Origin of the sequence: Bacillus sp. T17B1 (assembly GCF_026796395.1) — a bacterium.
Lineage (GTDB): Bacteria > Bacillota > Bacilli > Bacillales > Bacillaceae > Bacillus > Bacillus spizizenii_A.
In genome coordinates this window covers 25,863-43,438 of record NZ_JALAYA010000034.1, presented here as the reverse complement: position 1 = coordinate 43,438, position 17,576 = coordinate 25,863, and the positions used below count along the sequence as shown (strand labels likewise).

The following is a 17,576-nucleotide window of genomic DNA, read 5'->3' as shown; positions in this document are numbered from 1 at the left end:
CTGGTTCAGTGACGAGTGACAGTCTGGAAAGCGGCTGGTTCGGATTTCCGGTAACTGCATCTAGGAATTGCACCCAGTATTGCTTCCATCGTTCGATTGTTTCAGGTTTAAACAGCGCAGTATTGTATTCAAGTACGAACGTAAGCCCTCCGTCCGTTTCGTCAGCCGTCAGCGTGATATCAAACTTAGCCGTTTTATGTTCAAAAGGATGCTGCTCCAGCTGAATTCCTTTCATCATTAGATCCTTGATGTTCGCATTTTGCATCGAAAATACAGCATCGAATAACGGGTTTCTGCTCGTGTCACGCTGAACCTGTACGTTTCCGATCAGGTCCTCAAGCGGATAATCCTGCGCATCAAAAGCATTGAGCGCGGTTTCTTTCACTTCGCTAAGATAGTCAGCAAATGTTTTTTCACCTTTTGGATACGTGCGCAGCGCCAACGTATTGACGAACATTCCGATGACGCGGCTGACGTCCGCTTGGGATCGTCCGGCTACCGGTGAACCGACGATGATATCGTTTTGCCCACTCAGTTTCGATAAAAACGCACTGTATGAAGCCAGAAGCACCATGTACAGTGTGGAATCCGTCTCTTTTGCAAGTCTGCGCAGAGCTTCAGCTTTGCCTGCTTCTAATGAAAAGGCAATACGGTCCCCTTCAAATGTTTGAACGGCAGGCCGGCTATAGTCAGTCGGTAGCGTCAGCACCGGCAGCTCTCCGTCCAGCTCCTTCAGCCAATGCTCCTCTTGTTTCTTGTAAAGTTCAGACTGAATAAACTGCTGCTGCCACACGGCATAATCCTTATATTGAATGCGGAGCGGCTCAAGGGTTTCTCCGTCGTACAGCTTCGAAAGTTCCTCAATCAGCACACCAACAGACGCACCATCAGAAATAATATGATGCATATCAAACAGCAGCACATGCTCAGTGTCTGAATGCTTGATCAGGCCCATTCTGAACAGCGGGAGCCGATCGATTTTGAAAGGCTTGATAAACTCAGAAACGATCCGCTCTGTCTCTTCTTCTGCGGCTTCGAAATATGCCATCTCACACTCAGCTTCTTCCCAGATCCGCTGCACAGTTTCTCCATCTTTTATTTCAAACGTGGTTCTAAAGGCTTCATGACGCTGCATTAACTGCTGCATGACGCTGTTAAGCCTTTTAACATCAAGCTCACCTGTAAGGCGCAGAACCGCTGGCATGTTATAGCTCGTTTGCGCTCCTTCAAGCTGCTGGAGCACATACATCCGTTTTTGCGGTGAGGAAACAGGATACGTATCTTGTTTCTTTGCCGGGCTGATACTGATGGCTGTCCCTTTTTCAGAGGAGGCAATTACCTGTGCTAAGCCCTCAACCGTAGGTGACTGGAAGAGATCTTTAAGTGACAGCTCAACACCCAGTTCCTGATGAACTAAGGCAAGCATCTTCATACCAGCTAATGAATGTCCGCCGATGTCAAAAAAGTGATCATAAACGCCAACCTGTTGAACCTGAAGCACCTGCGCCCAAATGTCTGCGAGTTTTTGTTCCGTTTCATTGCGAGGCGCAACATATGAAACACCTCTTGAGACGCTGGCATCAGGAAGCGGCAGCGCTCTCCTGTCGATTTTTCCGTTCCCGGTCAGCGGCAGCTCGTCCATTTGAATAAACACTGCGGGAATCATGTAAGCCGGCAGATCCTTTGCCGCATGTTCTCTCAGCTCTTGAGATGAGATTTCTCCCTCTCCAACAAAGTACGCGCAGAGCAGCTTGTCACCCGCTCCTTGATCAACAGCAAGCACGACAGTCTCCTGCACGCGGTCATGGGTTTGCAGCTGATGTTCGATTTCTCCAAGCTCGATGCGCTGTCCGCGGATTTTCACCTGGTGGTCGATCCGCCCGATAAATTCGATGTCGCCATTCGGCAGCCATCTGGCGAGGTCACCCGTTTTATACATGCGTTCGCCGGACGTAAACGGATGCGGAACGAACTTCTCTTCAGTCAGTTCTGGACGGTTGTAATAGCCTTTCACCAGTCCTTCGCCGCTCACGCAAAGCTCCCCGGCGATCCCGGCAGGCTGCACGTGTCCCGCCCGGTCAAGGATGTATACTTCCGTATTGCTGACCGGTTTTCCAATCGGAACAGTCAGTGTGTCCTCCTCCAATTCATCTACCGGATAATACGTTGCGAAAACCGTGCTTTCAGACGGCCCATACATGTGAAGGAGCTTGCCTTTTCCAACCGTTTGCAAAGCTTTTCTGACATGTTCAACCGAAGCCCGCTCCCCGCCGAACATAATCTTGCGCAGCGTTGATAAGCACGCCGGATTCAAGTCCACAAGCAGGTGGAATAAAGCAGTTGTAATCATTAGAATGCTGATGTTCTCCCGCTCAATAACACGAGACAGGCGAGCCATATCCAAAACTGTTTCTTTCGGTATCAGTACAAGCTTGGCACCGTTTAACAAAGAACCGAACATATCAAACATAAACGCGTCAAACACGTAATTGGAAAGGCCGAGAATCGTGTCCTGTTCCGTAATGCTGAGATAATTCGTTTCCTTCACCGTACGCAGAATATTGGCATGTGTCACGATATTTCCCTTTGGTGTTCCTGTTGTTCCGGAAGTATACGTCAGGTTGGCCATCGCCGAAGAATCAAGAGGCAGTGCGAGATTTTGCGCATCAGCATGATAGCTTTCTTCCTCATCTGCAAGCACGATAACGCCTTCGAACTCCGCTTCCTCTGCTAAAGCCTTTAATTTTTTCTGAGTGAGAAGCAATTTCGCTCCACTGTCACGGAAGAAATGCTGCATCCGCTGAATCGGATGTTCCGGATCAATCGGAACATACGCCGATCCAGCTTTTAAAACTGCGAGGATCGACACAATCATGTCCATTGACCGCTCGCACAAGACAGCAGCTGTTCTGCCTTCACCTGCCCCGAGAGAAAGAATGCCGCGCGCTAAACGATTGGCACGTTCATTCAACTCACGATAGGTAAGTGACTTGCCTTCATATTGAAGCGCCGGATGGTCTGGCGTCTTCGCCGCTTGTTCTTCAAACAGCTGAACAATCGTTTTTTCTTTCGGATAAGGTGTTCTGCCAGGGTTAAACTGCTGAATTTGCGAAGCAGCCTCCTCTTCAGCAAGAAGCTTGTAATCAGAAATCTGTTTCTCAGGCTCAGCCGCAGCATCTTCAAGCAAACGCGCAAAATGGTTGAGCAGCCTGTCAGCCGTGCTTTGCTTAAACAGCTTCGTGCTGTAGTCCAAATCAAGCTCAATGCCTTCATCGGTTTCTCTCGCCTGCATTGTCAAATCAAACTTTGCAATCTTGAAGTTGGTCTCATGAACAGACAAGACCAGATCACCGACAGCAGGAATACCCTCTGTCGCATTTTGAAGACTGAACATCGTGTCAAACAGCGGGTGTCTGCTTACATCACGAGGGATATTCAAATCTTCAACAAGCCATTCAAACGGATAGTCCTGATGAGAAAAGGCATCCAGCACATGTTTGCGGACACGCGAAATCAATTGTGTAAACGTCTCGTCCTGCTTCACTTCACTGCGAATCGCGAGTGTATTAACGAACATCCCCACAATCCCCTCTGTATCGGAGTGGTTTCTGCCCGCTGACGGCGTTCCGACAATGATGTCATCCTGTCCCGTATACTTTGACAAAAGCGTATAGTAAGCGGACAGCATCACCATATACAGCGTGGCGCCATTTTGTTCAGCCACACGATTTAAGCGATCCTTTAATCCCACATCCAGCTTGATTGACACCCGATCCCCTTCAAAATTTTGAACAGGTGGTCTCGGATAATCAGACAAGAGCTGAAGCACCGGAAGCTCTCCCGCAAAGACTTCCTTCCAATACGCCCGGTCCTTCTGGTACCCTTCAGCAGCCTGGCCGCCTTGCCACACAGCGTAATCCTTATACTGAAGAAGAAGCTCAGGAAGCTGTTCGCCTTTGTATATCCGTGCTAACTCCTCCAAAATAATGCCGATGGACACACCGTCAGAAATCAAATGATGCATGTCAAACAGAAGCATATGGCGGTTCTCTTCAAGCTTCATCAAGCCGATTCTGAACAGCGGTGCTTTTTCCAAATCAAATCTCCGAACGAATGAAGTCATAATTGCCTCATCTGAGCGGCCGCGTCTTTCAATCATCTCGATACTGAAATCGACGCTGTCATGAATTTTCTGTCTCGGCGTGCTGTTTTCAAGAATAAATGACGTTCTCAAAGACTCATGTCGGCGGATTAACCCTTGAAATGCGTGCTCCAGCTTTTGGATCTCTAAAGCCCCTTCCAAAATCGCTGCAGCCGGCATGTTGTATCCAACCCCCGCATCCTCAAACTGGCTGACGATATATGTTCGCTGCTGTGCCAAAGAAAGCGGGTAATGCTCCTGTTTTTCAGCAGGTTCAATCGCAGCAAATTCCCGGTTTTCTCTGTGTTTGGCTTTCTCTGCAAGTGCCGCAATCGTCGGATGCTCAAACAAGTATTGAAGCGAAATGTCAGCGCCTGTTTCCTTATGAATTTTTGTTAAAAGCGTCATAGCCTTTAATGAATGACCGCCCGTTTCAAAGAAATTGTCAAAGATCCCCGCCTTCTCAACATTCAGTACGTCCTGCCAAATGGATGCGATTGCTTTTTCCGTATCATTGCGCGGCGCCGTATAGGCTGTTCCGCTTACCGCCTTCACCTCTAGTGCAAACAGCTTCCGGCGGTCCACTTTACCGCTAGGCGTGAGCGGGATTTCTGTCACTTCTGTGTAGTAAGTCGGGACCATGTAGTCAGGAAGCTTTCTAGCCGCATGCTCCCGCAGGCTGGCCGGAGCAAAATTACTGCCAGACTTCTGTACAACATATGCGGAAACCTCCAAATTCCCCTGTTCGTCGGGACGAGCCAAAACAACGGCTTTCTCAACGTCCGGCGCCTGCTGAATCACAGCTTCAATTTCACCCAGCTCAATCCGATAGCCGCGGACTTTGACCTGGTCATCTTCTCTTCCTAAATATTCAATTGTTCCGTCTGAAAGCCAGCGAACCACATCTCCCGTCCGGTACATCCGATCGCCTGGCACGAATGGATCTTGTGAAAACTTTTCAGCCGTCAAATCAGGCAGATGCAAATAGCCGCGGCCAACACCATCGCCAGCGATATAAAGCTCGCCCGCCACGCCTTCAGGCTGCAACTGGCCTTTTTGGTCTAAAATATATAAACGGTTATTTCCCAACGCTTTCCCGATCGGCACATACGCTGAATGACCAGCACTCTCCGGAATAACCGGATGGACGGACGCGTCGACACACGTTTCAGTCGGACCATAAACATTGGTTAAATGCGGTACTGTCCCTGCTTCTTTAAACTTCTTCATTAGCTTGTCCACAACAACAGAAGAGAGGGCCTCTCCTCCGATCAGCATATGCTTCAGTTTGATGCCGTCGAGATCGCCCGCCGCTATTAGCATCTGCAGATGGGCAGGTGTCCCGTCCGTCGCCTCAATTGAGTACCTGCGATAATACGAAGCAAGGGCCGATCCGTTCGTCACTGTTTTCTTCGGCACGATATAAAGGGTTTGTCCCAAAAGAAGAGAAGCAAAGATCTGCTGTACTGACGCATCGAAGTGGAACGGCGCAAGCAATGCCATCCGCAGTGTTTGATTTCCACTTTGGTAAATCGTGTGCTGCAAAGATTCAACCAAGTGATGAACCTGGCGATGCTCGATCATCACACCTTTCGGACGCCCGGTTGTTCCCGATGTGTAAATAATGTAGGCAAGGTTCCGTGCGTTCACATCTACATTCAGGCTTTCGTCTGGACCTTCGGCAATCGCCTGATCAAAATCAATCAGCTCGGCATCAGCTGCAGGAGCTGCAACCTTCGATTCAGTTAGAATGAAGTCCGCGCCGCAGTCCTCCAAAATATATTGAATGCGCTCCGCCGGAAAAGCAGGATCAATCGGCACATAGGCTCCGCCGGCTTTTAAAATCCCCATGATAGACGTAATCATCCGTTCAGAGCGTTCAAGCAGAACCGCAACAGGACTGTCCGGGCCAACCCCTTTCTGTTTCAGCACATTGGCGATGCGTGCAGATTGTTCATGTAACGTTCGATAGGACAATGTGCGATCTTCAAATACAACCGCTGGATGATCAGAAAGCAGCTCAGCCTGTTCTTGGAACAGCTCTGGAATCGTCATATCCTTACGATAGCTGACTGATTCACCGCTGGCCCTCGCAAGCAGCTTCTCTTTCTCCGCTTCAGAAATCAGCGTTAATTCATCAATTGCATCATCTGGATGAGATAATGCACTCTCCAGCATCGTCATCATGCGTTCACAAATCATTTTGATTTCTTCACGTGAAAATAAATCAGTGCGGTAATCAAAATCAATGGTGAGTTTCCCTGTATCCCATCGATCCTTTACATGAATCGAGATATCATTTAACCCGCTGCCGCTGAAAATCGGCTCAGTCAAAAAGGAAAGATCCTTTTCTTTCTCCCACTGCATCACTTGATATTCAAGAGAAATCGTAAACAGCTGCGTCAGAGAGCTCTTTGTTTCACGCAAATCATTGATTAGAAGGTTATACGGATACTTTTGGTGACGCAGCGTCTTCATGAGATCCTTCATACGGTCTTTGACAAAATCTAAAAACGACTGACCGCCGTCTACGTTTGTCCGAAGCGGAACTGTCGAAACAAACATGCCAAGCATCTGCTTCTCTTTGGCATTTGTTCGGTTGCCCATAAAGGTTCCTGTCACGACATCATTCTGGCCGCTGACTCTGTACAAATAGGCAGCAAGCACCGATTGAAACACCGAAAGAACACTAACCTTGTTTGACTCACAAAACGATACGATCTGCTGATAAAGCGCTTCAGGCACATCTTTAGAGAACCTCTCAGCATCTAAACTTCCTCCTGCGGAAGCATCTCGTTTCAGGGAAACAAGCTCAGGCACTAATTCGAATTGCTTGTTCCAAAACGCCTTGTCCTTTTCAAACCGCTTTGATTGAGCATAGTCCTGTTCAGATAAAACATGATCGATAAATGAATGCGAGATGCCTTCTTTTGTTTCTGAGCCGCCGGCTAATTCTAAATAAATATGCATAATCGCATTTCCGAGAATATTCATAGAGATTCCATCAGAAATCACGTGATGAACATTTGCGTAAAACCACACTTCATTTTCCTTTATGGTGAACAAGGAAAAACGAAACAAATCACAATCGTAAAGCGGTAAAGGTTTTTTCGTTTCCTCCCGGCTCCATTGTGAAATAGACTCCATCGCATTCGGATCTCCAGTGGTGTCAGTATGTTTTATATCAACAGGCCGATACTCGCTTATATATTGAACAGGCTCCCCGTTTTCATCGAGCCGCAAACGAAGGCGCATGGCGTCATTTCTGCGGATAAACTCTTGAATCGCCTGCTCAACAAGCACCCAGTCAACCTTATCAGTTGAAACCAGCTTACCTATCCCCGCAAGATTCGAAATACTTGTGTGAGGATAAAATTTTTCTGTATACCAAATTCGTTTTTGTGCATTCGTTAAAGGATAAAAAGTTATTTCCATATTTTCATACCTCCCCTAATCTTCAATAACTAGTGAACATGTGCAGCGTGTTTTCCCTTTCTTATCCATACAAGCTTTTAAACCTTATGAACTAACAGATGAAAAAGCCAAAAGTACTACACTTGAAAAGCAGTGCATCCAAACAAACAAAACCATTCTGCCGCTATCAAAACCGGCTGCCATCATCATCATTGCGGTGTTTCACACAAACGGATAAAACCGCAATATCCCTTATCCCAACAGGAAACAATTTTGGCTATTTATTCATTGTTTTCAGTATATTTTTACATTACTACACTACCGTTCACTTTAAATGAAAAAAATGTTTTTATCACCGAAAAATGGGTGAAAAGTTTCATGCGGGATACCGAAAGATTCCACTTTATTCACTGGGATATTTTTGCGGGATACCGCAACAATTTCCACTAAATATTTTTTACAGAAAAATAAAAATTTTACAACTTGTCTATCTTATTTAATCCCCTTATTGTTGAAAGTCTTTACATTTCTTTACATGATATCTATTTACCGCGCAAAAACCGAAAAACAAGCAAAAAAAAAGACACCCTTACGAAGAGCGCCTTACAACGATTCCTTTATGACGTTTTTGTCAATATCAATCAGTTCCATATAGCCTTTCCCCCACTCATACATAGCATCAAGAATCGGCATGAGGCTTTCTCCTTGCGGGGTCAAGGAATATTCAACCTTCGGCGGGACAACCGGATACACTTCCCTGTGAACAATCATATCCTGTTCAAGCTCTCTCAGCTGATTCACGAGGATCTTCTGCGTAATATCAGGAATCAACGTTTTTAATTCATTGAACCGTTTTGTGCCTTCTTTTCCTAAATGCCACAAAATGAGCATTTTCCATTTACCGCCGATCACTGCAAGCGTTAATTCCTTCTCACAATTAAACCTTTTGTCGTCCATCCGGCTCAAAAGAATTCTCCCCCTTCGTGTACTTTTTGTATGTTAGATACGTATCATTATTTACTTACTTTTTTTACATACTCCTTTTTATTATACTCACTCATAAAACCAAGCGAAAGAAATCTGATTGCCTCTCCTCACAGTATCCTCCAAGTAACTAGTTGACTTCAAAGTGCCTACTTCTCATCAAAAGAGGGAAGCTATAGAATGAAAAATAATTCGAAAAAGGAGTGGATCAACAATGGAATTACAGCTAGCATTAGACCTCGTGAACATCCCCGAAGCCATCGAGCTCGTCAAAGAAGTGGAACAATATATCGACGTGGTTGAAATCGGAACACCGGTTGTCATTAATGAAGGACTCAGAGCCGTTAAAGAAATAAAAGAAACATTTCCGCAATTGAAGGTTCTAGCAGACCTGAAAATTATGGACGCCGGCGGATACGAAATCATGAAAGCATCGGAAGCGGGCGCTGACATCATCACCGTTTTAGGCGCTACAGACGACGCAACGATTAAAGGCGCAGTAGAAGAAGCCAAAAAACAGAAGAAGAAAATCTTAGTTGACATGATTAACGTGAAAGATATTGAATCCCGTGCGAAAGAAATTGACGCACTCGGTGTTGACTACATCTGCGTCCACACAGGATATGATCTTCAAGCAGAGGGCAAAAACTCTTTCGAAGAATTAACGACAATCAAAAATGCCGTAAAAAACGCAAAAACGGCTATTGCGGGGGGCATCAAACTTGATACTCTTCCTGAAGTGATCAAACAAAAGCCTGACCTTGTCATAGTTGGGGGCGGAATTACAAGCGCAGCCGATAAAGCAGAAACGGCTTCAAAAATGAAACAGCTGATTGCCCAAGGATAACGTTATGAAAACGACTGAATACGTAACGGAAATTCTCAATGAGTTACACCGTTCAGCGGCTTTTATTTCTGATGAAGAAGCTGATCAGCTTGCCGATCACATTCTCTCATCCAACCAAATTTTCACTGCGGGTGCGGGTCGGTCTGGCCTGATGGCAAAATCCTTCGCGATGCGATTGATGCACATGGGCTTCAACGCTCATATTGTTGGTGAGATTCTCACTCCGCCGCTCAGAGCAGGAGATCTCGTCATCATCGGCTCAGGATCAGGCGAGACAAAGAGCCTGATCCACACAGCAGTAAAAGCAAATAGCTTAGACGGGGTTGTTGCCGCTTTAACCATCAATCCCGAATCTAGCATCGGAAAACAGGCGGATCTCATCGTCAAAATGCCCGGTTCTCCTAAAGACCAGTCAAACGGAAGCTATAAAACCATACAGCCAATGGGATCATTATTTGAGCAAACTTTGCTGCTGTTTTATGATGCAGTCATTTTAAAACTCATGGAGAAACAAGGGCTCGATTCTGATACCATGTTCACCCAACACGCAAATCTTGAATAGTGTCACACAACCGGCCTGAACATCAGGCCGGTTTTATTATTTCTAAAATAAAACTTTAGACTTAAAAACCCGATAAGTAATATGACCTACAAATCATTAAAAGGAGGAATTATGGTGATAAAACAACTAAAGCTTAAGCTAGGAACAAAAATTCTCTGCCTCGTTTTCGTAATTGTTCTTTTGTTTTCGGTATCAACCGGCACTGTGATGCTTAAGGAAATTACAGACAGCATGAAACAAATGGCGACTGAAAAAGCGAAAGGCGATCTGGCTTTAAGCAGTGCTTATATTGATGATGTCATTTCAGGGGAGTGGCAGATAAAGAACAATAAGCTTTATAAAGGTCAAACACAAATCAACGAAAATGAGGATATCGTTGATCTGCTTGGCGAAAAAACAGGTGATACCGTTACGATTTTCCAAGGAGATACTCGTGTAGCAACCAATGTCATGAAGAATGGCGAAAGAGCTGTTGGCACTCAGGCTTCTCCAAAAATTACCGACACCGTTTTAAAGAAGGGAGAACCATTCAACGGACAAGCAGACGTGGCGGGCTCTTCTTATCAGACGGCATACATGCCTTTAAAGGATCAAAATGGGAATATCATCGGCATGTTGTATACCGGAGCCAATCAAAGCATTTTAGCATCACTTACGCAATCACTTTTCACTCAATTCGCTATCGTTCTTGTTATCGTCATTATTGCATCAGTCATCCTTGTCCTGCTTTTCACAAGAAGAATTAATAAGCGGCTGAACGCTTTAAAATGCGCCTTTGAAAGTGCCGGAAACGGAGATATGACAAAAGAGGTGTCAGACAAATCCGGTGACGAGCTATCAGAACTGAGCGTCTATTACAATAAGATGAGAATGAAACTGAACGATACCATCCAAACCGTACAGCAATCAGCCCTTCAGCTTGCGTCTGCCTCTCAGCAGCTCTCAGCCGGAGCAGAGGAAACAAATCAAGCTTCAGAAAAGATTACAGAAGCTGTACAGCAGATTTCAAATGGAGCCCAGCATCAGATCACGCGAATTGAGACCAGTGAAAGTTCATTAAGACAAGCTTCAGCAGATATCCGGGATATTTCTTCAAATACTGCTGCTATTGCCGACAAAGGGCAGCTTGCGCAATCCAAAGCCTCCATTGGCCAAAAGGAAATTTCTAATGTGCAGGCACAAATGGATGCAATTCACAATTCGATCCAGAAAAGCGGGGAAATCATACACCAGCTGGACGGCCGCTCTAAACAAATTGAGCAAATTTTATCCGTCATCACCAAAATTGCCGATCAAACAAACCTGCTCGCGCTGAATGCAGCGATTGAAGCTGCCAGAGCCGGTGAGCAAGGCAAAGGTTTTGCTGTTGTTGCCGATGAAGTGCGTAAATTAGCGGAAGAATCTCAACAGTCTGCGGGACAGATTTCAAAACTGATCACAGAAATCCAAAAAGATATGAGCCAATCTGCAAGCTCTATTGAGCATGTGAAAACGGAGGCTGCAGAAGGCGTCACGATGATCCAGCGCACTAGAGATGCATTTAAGGAAATTGCAGCTGCAACAGGTGAAATCAGCGCTGAGATTAGTGATTTATCAGCATCTGTATCAAACATTTCAACTACTGCACATAACATAAACGAATCCTTTGCAGCCAATACGGCTGATATTAAAAATGCTACAGAAAATACCCGGCAGGCGGCTGCACTAACAGAAGAACAATTTGCTGCAATGGAAGAGATTACCGCAGCTTCTGAAACGCTGTCTCAATTAGCTGAGGAGCTTACCGGTATCATAAGCCAATTTAAAATGATTGATCAACCCAAAAACGGCTGATGACTTACTATTATTATTGTAAATTGGCAAACGTATTTTACTGAAAACAAATATTTCGACCTGCTAAAATTACGTTTTCAGCAATAAACTGATTGAAAAATTAAAAATTTTGACCTTTACACCAAACGCTTTCTGGATTACTCTTGGAGCAGTTTTAAAGTTGCTAAAAGCGGGAGGTGAACATCACGATGGACATCATAAAAACGATACTTCTCGTCATCGTCGTCATAGCAGCTGCAGCTGTCGGCCTGATCAAGGGAGACTTTTTCTCAGCTGATCAAAAAACGTCTCAAACTGAAGAATATGACGAAACAATCGCCCTCCCTTCTGACCGTTATCCCGAAACGGCCAAACATATTAAGGATGCGATAAATGAGGGGCACTCAGATGTGTGCACCATCGACAGAGACGGAGCTGAGGAACGCCGCGAGCAATCATTAAAAGACGTACCGCCAAAAACGGGGTATGACAGAGATGAATGGCCAATGGCCATGTGCAAAGAAGGCGGTGAGGGAGCTTCTGTAAGATACATTTCTCCTGCTGACAACCGCGGTGCAGGTTCTTGGGTCGGGCATCAGCTTACAGATTTTCCAGACGGCACAAAGGTTTTATTCACGATTCAGTAAACAATAGAGGAGGAACAGCACATTGATCAAATCATGGAAGCCGCAAGAACTTTCGATTTCATATCATCAATTTACTGTATTTCAAAAGGATTCAGCACCTCCTGTTATGGATTGGACTGACGAAGCGATCGAAAAAGGATTTGCTTCGGCGGACGGTGCGATTTCATTTGAAGCACAGAGAAATACAAAGGCCTTTATTCTTTTGCGCCTGAACAGTTCAGAAACTGTAAAATCCTACGAAAAGAAAGTGACTGTTCCTTTTCAAGTCACAGAAAACGGAATTGAAATTGAAAGCATTATGTCTAAAAGGCTGTCCTTTGATATTCCTAGAGGAGACTATCAATTGACATGCTGGACTGTGCCGGCTGAGATGTCAGATTTGCACGCCGATACTTATATTATTGATGCTGTTTCTATGTAATGAAAAAGCCCTGAGAGAATGACTCTCAGGGACTCTTTATAAACTTTCTCCGTTCGTCTTGATTACATCCTGATACCAATAGAAGCTTTTTTTCTTCAAGCGTTTTAAATCATGTGTATTTTCTTCATCGCGATTAACATAAACGAATCCGTATCTTTTTTGATAGCCATTCAGCCAGCTTAATAAATCAGTAAACGACCAGCTGCAATAGCCGATCAAATCGACACCGTCACTGATGGCTTGTCTGCATTGCTCAAGGTGCGCACGCAAATAATCAATTCGATAATCATCCTGTACAGTCCCGTCCTCAACTTTATCAAATTCACCCAAACCATTCTCTGTGATAAACACTGGTAGCTGATAGCGGCTTGTAATTCGGCGAAGACCGATACGCAATCCGATTGGGTCAATTGTCCAATCCCAGTTGCTCGTTGTCAGGTGCGGATTTTTTTTCGTTTTAAACACTCCGGGTATCCCTGTTTCCTGGTTGGTCCCCTTTCGGCCTGTCGTATTCATTTTCCCTTCCGACACACCATTAAGCGGATTTCGTTCGTAGGTGATGGTCTGATAATAATTGACACCTACAAAATCAGGCTTTCCTTTAGCAAGCAGCTCCATATCTCCTGTTTCGATTGTCGGTGCCCAGCCTTGTTTTTCTAAATAGCGGAAAGGAATTTGTGGGTAAGTTCCCCAGCAATACATGTCCAGCCACCAATTGTTCATAAATTCTTCAGCGTTTTCAAATGCCAGTATATCCTCTGGATGGCTTGACAAAGGGTAGGCCGGAGAATAAGCAAAGCTTGGACCGATTTTGCCATCAGGCACATATTCCCTAAAAGATTCAATGGCTTTCGCATTAGCCAGAAACGCAATATGGTTTGCTTCATAAAATCGTTTTCTGTCTTTCACTCCAGGCGGGTGCATGGCTGTAATAAAGCCGTGATTAAAATTGTAGTTCTGTTCGTTTAATGATACCCAATATTTCACTCTGTCTCCAAAACGTTTATAAAGAGTAATACAGTAGTTATTAAAATCTTCTATGATCTTTCTTGATTCAAAACCGCCATATTCGTCCATAAGCGCCTGAGGCAAATCCCAGTGATATAAAGTCAGAACCGGCTCGATGTTATGAGCAAGCAACTCGTCAATCAAGTTATCGTAAAACGCTAAGCCTGCTTCATTGATCTCTCCTTTTCCATTTGGAAAAATCCGCGGCCAGCTGACGGAAAATCGATACGCTTTTAAGCCCATCTCAGCCATCAAAGCGACATCTTCTTTATAACGGTGATAATGGTCAACCGCAATATCGCCATTGGTTCCTTTAAACGTTTTGCCCGGTATTTTCGTAAATACGTCCCATACAGAAGGCCCTTTGCCATCTTCGTTCCAAGCGCCTTCAATCTGGTACGCTGCTGAAGCAGAGCCCCACAAAAAATATTTCGGAAAAGATTCTGGATGCTGGTGGATCATAGTGTTTATCACTCCTGGAAGATTTGATAAACCTATCATAGGTTATGAAACGCGTTTCATATCAACTCGATATTAATCGCGGAAAAGCTCAGCCAATATTTTTTCTCTATGTTCAAGAAAATATCGTGTTAATTGAACATGTTCTGTATTCTCATATTCTGTAGAATGTATTCTTCCACCATCAAAGCTTAAAATATTAGCATCGGGATAGCCCAGCAAGATCGGTGAGTAGTCGCAATGATCATCTGAACATTTCCACCTTTAACCAAATCATGTATTACTCTCAAAAAAGCCAGTTGCCTAGCTGGAGAAAGTGCAGCTTCTGGCTCATCTAAAAGATAAATCGCTTTTTCTTTAAAACGATGACGGAAAAGAGACATAAAGGACTCTCCATGTGATTGCTTGTGCAGCGGCCTCCCTCCATAAGAACGGTATGGCTGCGGAGCTTCTAATTCCATCTCATCCAGATGAAGAGAAAGATGATAAAACGATTCAGCTCTTAAAAAGAAGCCATTTGTTACCTTTGGCAGCCAAGATAAACGTATGTAATCACCTAAATGAGAATCTGACTCCTGTAATTCATAAACATTATTTCGGCTTCCACCCGCTGTATTGAATTCACACTTATTTGCTATTGCTTCAAGCAGAGTGGATTTGCCAGATCCATTTTCTCCTACAAAAAAAGTCACTTGGCTAGTAAATATAACTTCATTTAATTGATTGATAGCCGGGATAGTAAAAGGAAATTTGTCAAAGTCCGCAATCTTATCACGAAGAAGAGTAACTTTTTTTAAAAACATAGCATCTCCTTTCTCTCACTCAGTTACACAATATATTGAGAAAAATTTTCTGCATCCATAAAAATACAGACCATCCTAGTATTCCGACGCATAAGGCTAACCAGAACGGCACATGAATTTTCAGCAAAAACGCCAAAATAGCGAGTAAACAAACTGTAGCAGGGATCCCTGTAAGCACACCTGTAGCAAATTGACTTAATTGAGCTGTTTTTTCCCCCTGTATTTGCATCCAAAAAAGGCTTAATAAACTGACCAAGGGTAAAGCCGCAATAATCCCCCCATAGGTTGGATATCTTTTTGATATTTCAGTAACAAAACCGATAATCAACGCTGAGATGATCACTTTGCTTAAAACTGCCATTGTTTAGCTTCCTTACTTAAAAGTTCAAAGGCCTGTTCAAGTAATTCCTTTTCTGAAGTACTCATTCGTTTCATTATTTCCGCTAATTTCTCTTTATCTAGCTGTGTGTGCTGTTCAAGTACAGATCTTCCTTCTTGCGTTAAGAAAACTATAACCTTTCGTTCATCTTGCTGACTTCGCCGTTTAGCTACTAATCCCTTTTGAATTAATCGTTTAGCATGCTCTGACGCAGTATTGTGAGAGACAGACAAGTATTCAGCCAAGGCCCCTATTGTGGCCTCGCCTTGCTTTTCAATGTGCTGCATAAGCCGTATTGCCTGGTGAGATATATTGTCTTTATGTTTGTAATGTAATAAATAATAAATATCTGTCCATTGCTGATTTAGTTTAGCTATGTAATCCATTTCCATCATGACACCCCTTTATATCTTATTATACGATATAACTGACTATTGCGATATTAATTTCTAATGCACTCATTTATTACAGCAACTTTTTCACAATAAAAAAGCACCCAATTCTCATTGGATGCTTACTGTCTTAATGTTTTTTTTCAAATTTATGCTGATGAGGGTGGGGCTTCGGAACAAAGCCGTGTTGTTTCATCATTTCAAAGTGTTTGTCCATGTGATTTTTGATGTGTTCTCCTCTTTCTTTAGGCAGGACACCGTATTGCACATACTTTGAGATCACGTCTTTGCGCTTTTTTAGTATGTCTGCTTCCAGCTGTTCAATTTCTGTCTTTTGCTGATCTGTCAGTGTGACATGCGCGGGAGGCTGCTGCTGTTTTTCAGCGGCTTCAGCTATGCCGGTCAGAGAAATGACAGCTGCGGCTATGAACATTGTGATGATATTGATTGTCATTCGTTTCATCCAATTTATTCCTCCAATCCTATTTTTCATATGTTTTGCTGCATTTTATTTTTTATACATGCAAAAGAAAAAGAGCGAACCATTATTCGCTCTTTCTGATTGATTCGTCAGTATAAAGTTCTTCTTCACCCGGGGACGCGTAAGTGACATACGTTCCCGCGATAAAATCATGCAGTGTCCGTTTGTCTTCTCAGGTATGTCAGTGCATTCATCTTTTACAAATCCTTTATGATCACTCCATCCCTTCATAGCCTTAAATGCACACTATTTGTATACACAATTCGGACTTTTTGAAAACGTCATCAACATATTGCAACCCCTTATGTTCAGTGCTATCTTTTTAGTTGATTAACAGATTGGGGGAAACAAAGGTGAAATCATTCATGTCATCGAAAGCCGTTATATTCAGTTTCACAATGGCTTTCTTTCTTATATTGGCAGCCTGTTCCGGCAAAAATGAAGCCGATTCCAAGGATACAGGCTGGGAACAGATCAAAGACAAAGGGAAAATTGTTATTGCCACATCTGGCACGCTTTATCCCACTTCTTATCACGATACCGAATCAGGTTCTGATAAGCTGACGGGCTATGAGGTTGAAGTCGTTCGTGAAGCGGCAAAACGCCTGGGCCTGAAGATTGAGTTCAAGGAGATGGGCATTGACGGGATGCTGACAGCGGTGAACAGCGGCCAGGTTGACGCAGCCGCAAATGACATCGATGTGACAAAGGACCGCGAGAACAAGTTCGCGTTTTCCACTCCATATAAATATTCATACGGCACTGCAATCGTCCGAAAAGACGATTTATCAGGGATTAAAACGCTTAAGGATTTAAAAGGGAAAAAAGCCGCTGGTGCAGCTACGACAGTCTACATGGATGTAGCGAGAAAATATGGCGCTCAAGAAGTGATTTATGATAATGCGACCAATGAGCAGTATTTAAAAGATGTCGCCAACGGACGCACTGATGTCATTTTAAACGACTATTACCTGCAGACACTTGCGCTCGCAGCATTCTCGGATCTTAACATTACGATCCATCCTGACATTAAGTACATGCCGAACAAACAGGCGCTTGTCATGAAAAAAAGCAATGCAGCACTTCAGAAAAAGATGAACGAAACATTGAAGGAAATGAGCAAGGATGGCACTTTGACAAAGCTGTCGAAACAATTCTTCAATCAAGCAGATGTATCAAAGAAACTGGATGTCGACGTTCAAGACGTTGGTTTGTAATCGGACGCC

The 17,576-nt window shown here is 44.1% G+C and carries 12 protein-coding genes and 2 pseudogenes; 6 read left to right on the top strand and 8 right to left on the bottom strand.

Annotated features, from left to right (window positions below; genetic code table 11):
- Both srfAA and hxlR read right to left on the bottom strand, forming a co-directional pair.
- On the bottom strand, positions 1-7,576 hold a 7,576-nt coding region (srfAA, locus tag MOF34_RS16330), incomplete at its 3' end, for a surfactin non-ribosomal peptide synthetase SrfAA (RefSeq protein WP_268400872.1).
- A 582-nt stretch (positions 7,577-8,158) separates the two neighbouring features.
- The gene (hxlR, locus tag MOF34_RS16325) at positions 8,159-8,521 is read right to left on the bottom strand and encodes a transcriptional activator HxlR (RefSeq protein ID WP_019713283.1); all 363 of its coding nucleotides are present in this window, start codon (positions 8,519-8,521) and stop codon (positions 8,159-8,161) included.
- Between the two features lie 232 nt (positions 8,522-8,753).
- On the opposite strand from hxlR, the gene hxlA reads away from it, so the two are divergent.
- The 5 genes from hxlA (at position 8,754) to MOF34_RS16300 (ending at position 12,828) form a co-directional block, all read left to right on the top strand.
- A complete protein-coding gene (gene hxlA, locus MOF34_RS16320) occupies positions 8,754-9,386 on the top strand; it encodes a 3-hexulose-6-phosphate synthase (RefSeq protein ID WP_019713282.1) in 633 nt (210 codons plus the stop codon).
- A 4-nt stretch (positions 9,387-9,390) separates the two neighbouring features.
- Entirely contained in the window at positions 9,391-9,948 is a 558-nt protein-coding gene (gene hxlB, locus MOF34_RS16315; RefSeq protein ID WP_019713281.1) for a 6-phospho-3-hexuloisomerase, read from the top strand.
- Positions 9,949-10,059: 111 nt separating this feature from the next.
- Positions 10,060-11,781 carry a methyl-accepting chemotaxis protein TlpC gene (tlpC, locus tag MOF34_RS16310; RefSeq protein WP_268400871.1) on the top strand — a complete coding sequence of 574 codons (1,722 nt, stop codon included), beginning with the start codon at positions 10,060-10,062 and terminating at the stop codon, positions 11,779-11,781.
- A gap of 176 nt (positions 11,782-11,957) precedes the next feature.
- Positions 11,958-12,407 carry a DNA-entry nuclease gene (gene nucA / locus MOF34_RS16305; RefSeq protein ID WP_019713279.1) on the top strand — a complete coding sequence of 150 codons (450 nt, stop codon included), beginning with the start codon at positions 11,958-11,960 and terminating at the stop codon, positions 12,405-12,407.
- Positions 12,408-12,429: 22 nt separating this feature from the next.
- Complete coding sequence (locus MOF34_RS16300; RefSeq protein WP_019713278.1) at positions 12,430-12,828, top strand: competence protein ComJ; 399 nt, start codon at positions 12,430-12,432, stop codon at positions 12,826-12,828.
- A 36-nt stretch (positions 12,829-12,864) separates the two neighbouring features.
- Here the strand turns inward: MOF34_RS16300 and bglC are convergent, their stop codons facing one another.
- The 6 genes and pseudogenes from bglC to MOF34_RS16270 all read right to left on the bottom strand — a co-directional run.
- Positions 12,865-14,298, bottom strand: coding sequence for a 6-phospho-beta-glucosidase (gene bglC, locus MOF34_RS16295; protein WP_268400868.1), 1,434 nt, complete (start codon positions 14,296-14,298; stop codon positions 12,865-12,867).
- Positions 14,299-14,370: 72 nt separating this feature from the next.
- A pseudogene (locus MOF34_RS16290) lies at positions 14,371-15,098 on the bottom strand (ATP-binding cassette domain-containing protein).
- Between the two features lie 19 nt (positions 15,099-15,117).
- Entirely contained in the window at positions 15,118-15,459 is a 342-nt protein-coding gene (locus MOF34_RS16285; protein ID WP_268400867.1) for a DUF3147 family protein, read from the bottom strand.
- The gene (locus tag MOF34_RS16280) at positions 15,447-15,869 is read right to left on the bottom strand and encodes a transcriptional regulator, SarA/Rot family (RefSeq protein WP_268400866.1); all 423 of its coding nucleotides are present in this window, start codon (positions 15,867-15,869) and stop codon (positions 15,447-15,449) included. The genes MOF34_RS16285 and MOF34_RS16280 overlap by 13 nt, the downstream gene beginning before the upstream one ends.
- A 130-nt stretch (positions 15,870-15,999) precedes the next feature.
- Positions 16,000-16,332 carry a YckD family protein gene (locus MOF34_RS16275; protein WP_268400865.1) on the bottom strand — a complete coding sequence of 111 codons (333 nt, stop codon included), beginning with the start codon at positions 16,330-16,332 and terminating at the stop codon, positions 16,000-16,002.
- A gap of 82 nt (positions 16,333-16,414) precedes the next feature.
- Positions 16,415-16,522: pseudogene (locus MOF34_RS16270) on the bottom strand (RDD family protein); the annotation flags it as partial.
- 181 nt (positions 16,523-16,703) lie between these two features.
- On the opposite strand from MOF34_RS16270, the gene MOF34_RS16265 reads away from it, so the two are divergent.
- Positions 16,704-17,567: a transporter substrate-binding domain-containing protein gene (locus MOF34_RS16265; RefSeq protein ID WP_268400864.1), complete on the top strand. Its 864-nt coding sequence runs from the start codon at positions 16,704-16,706 to the stop codon at positions 17,565-17,567.
- The last annotated feature ends 9 nt before the right edge of the window (positions 17,568-17,576 follow it).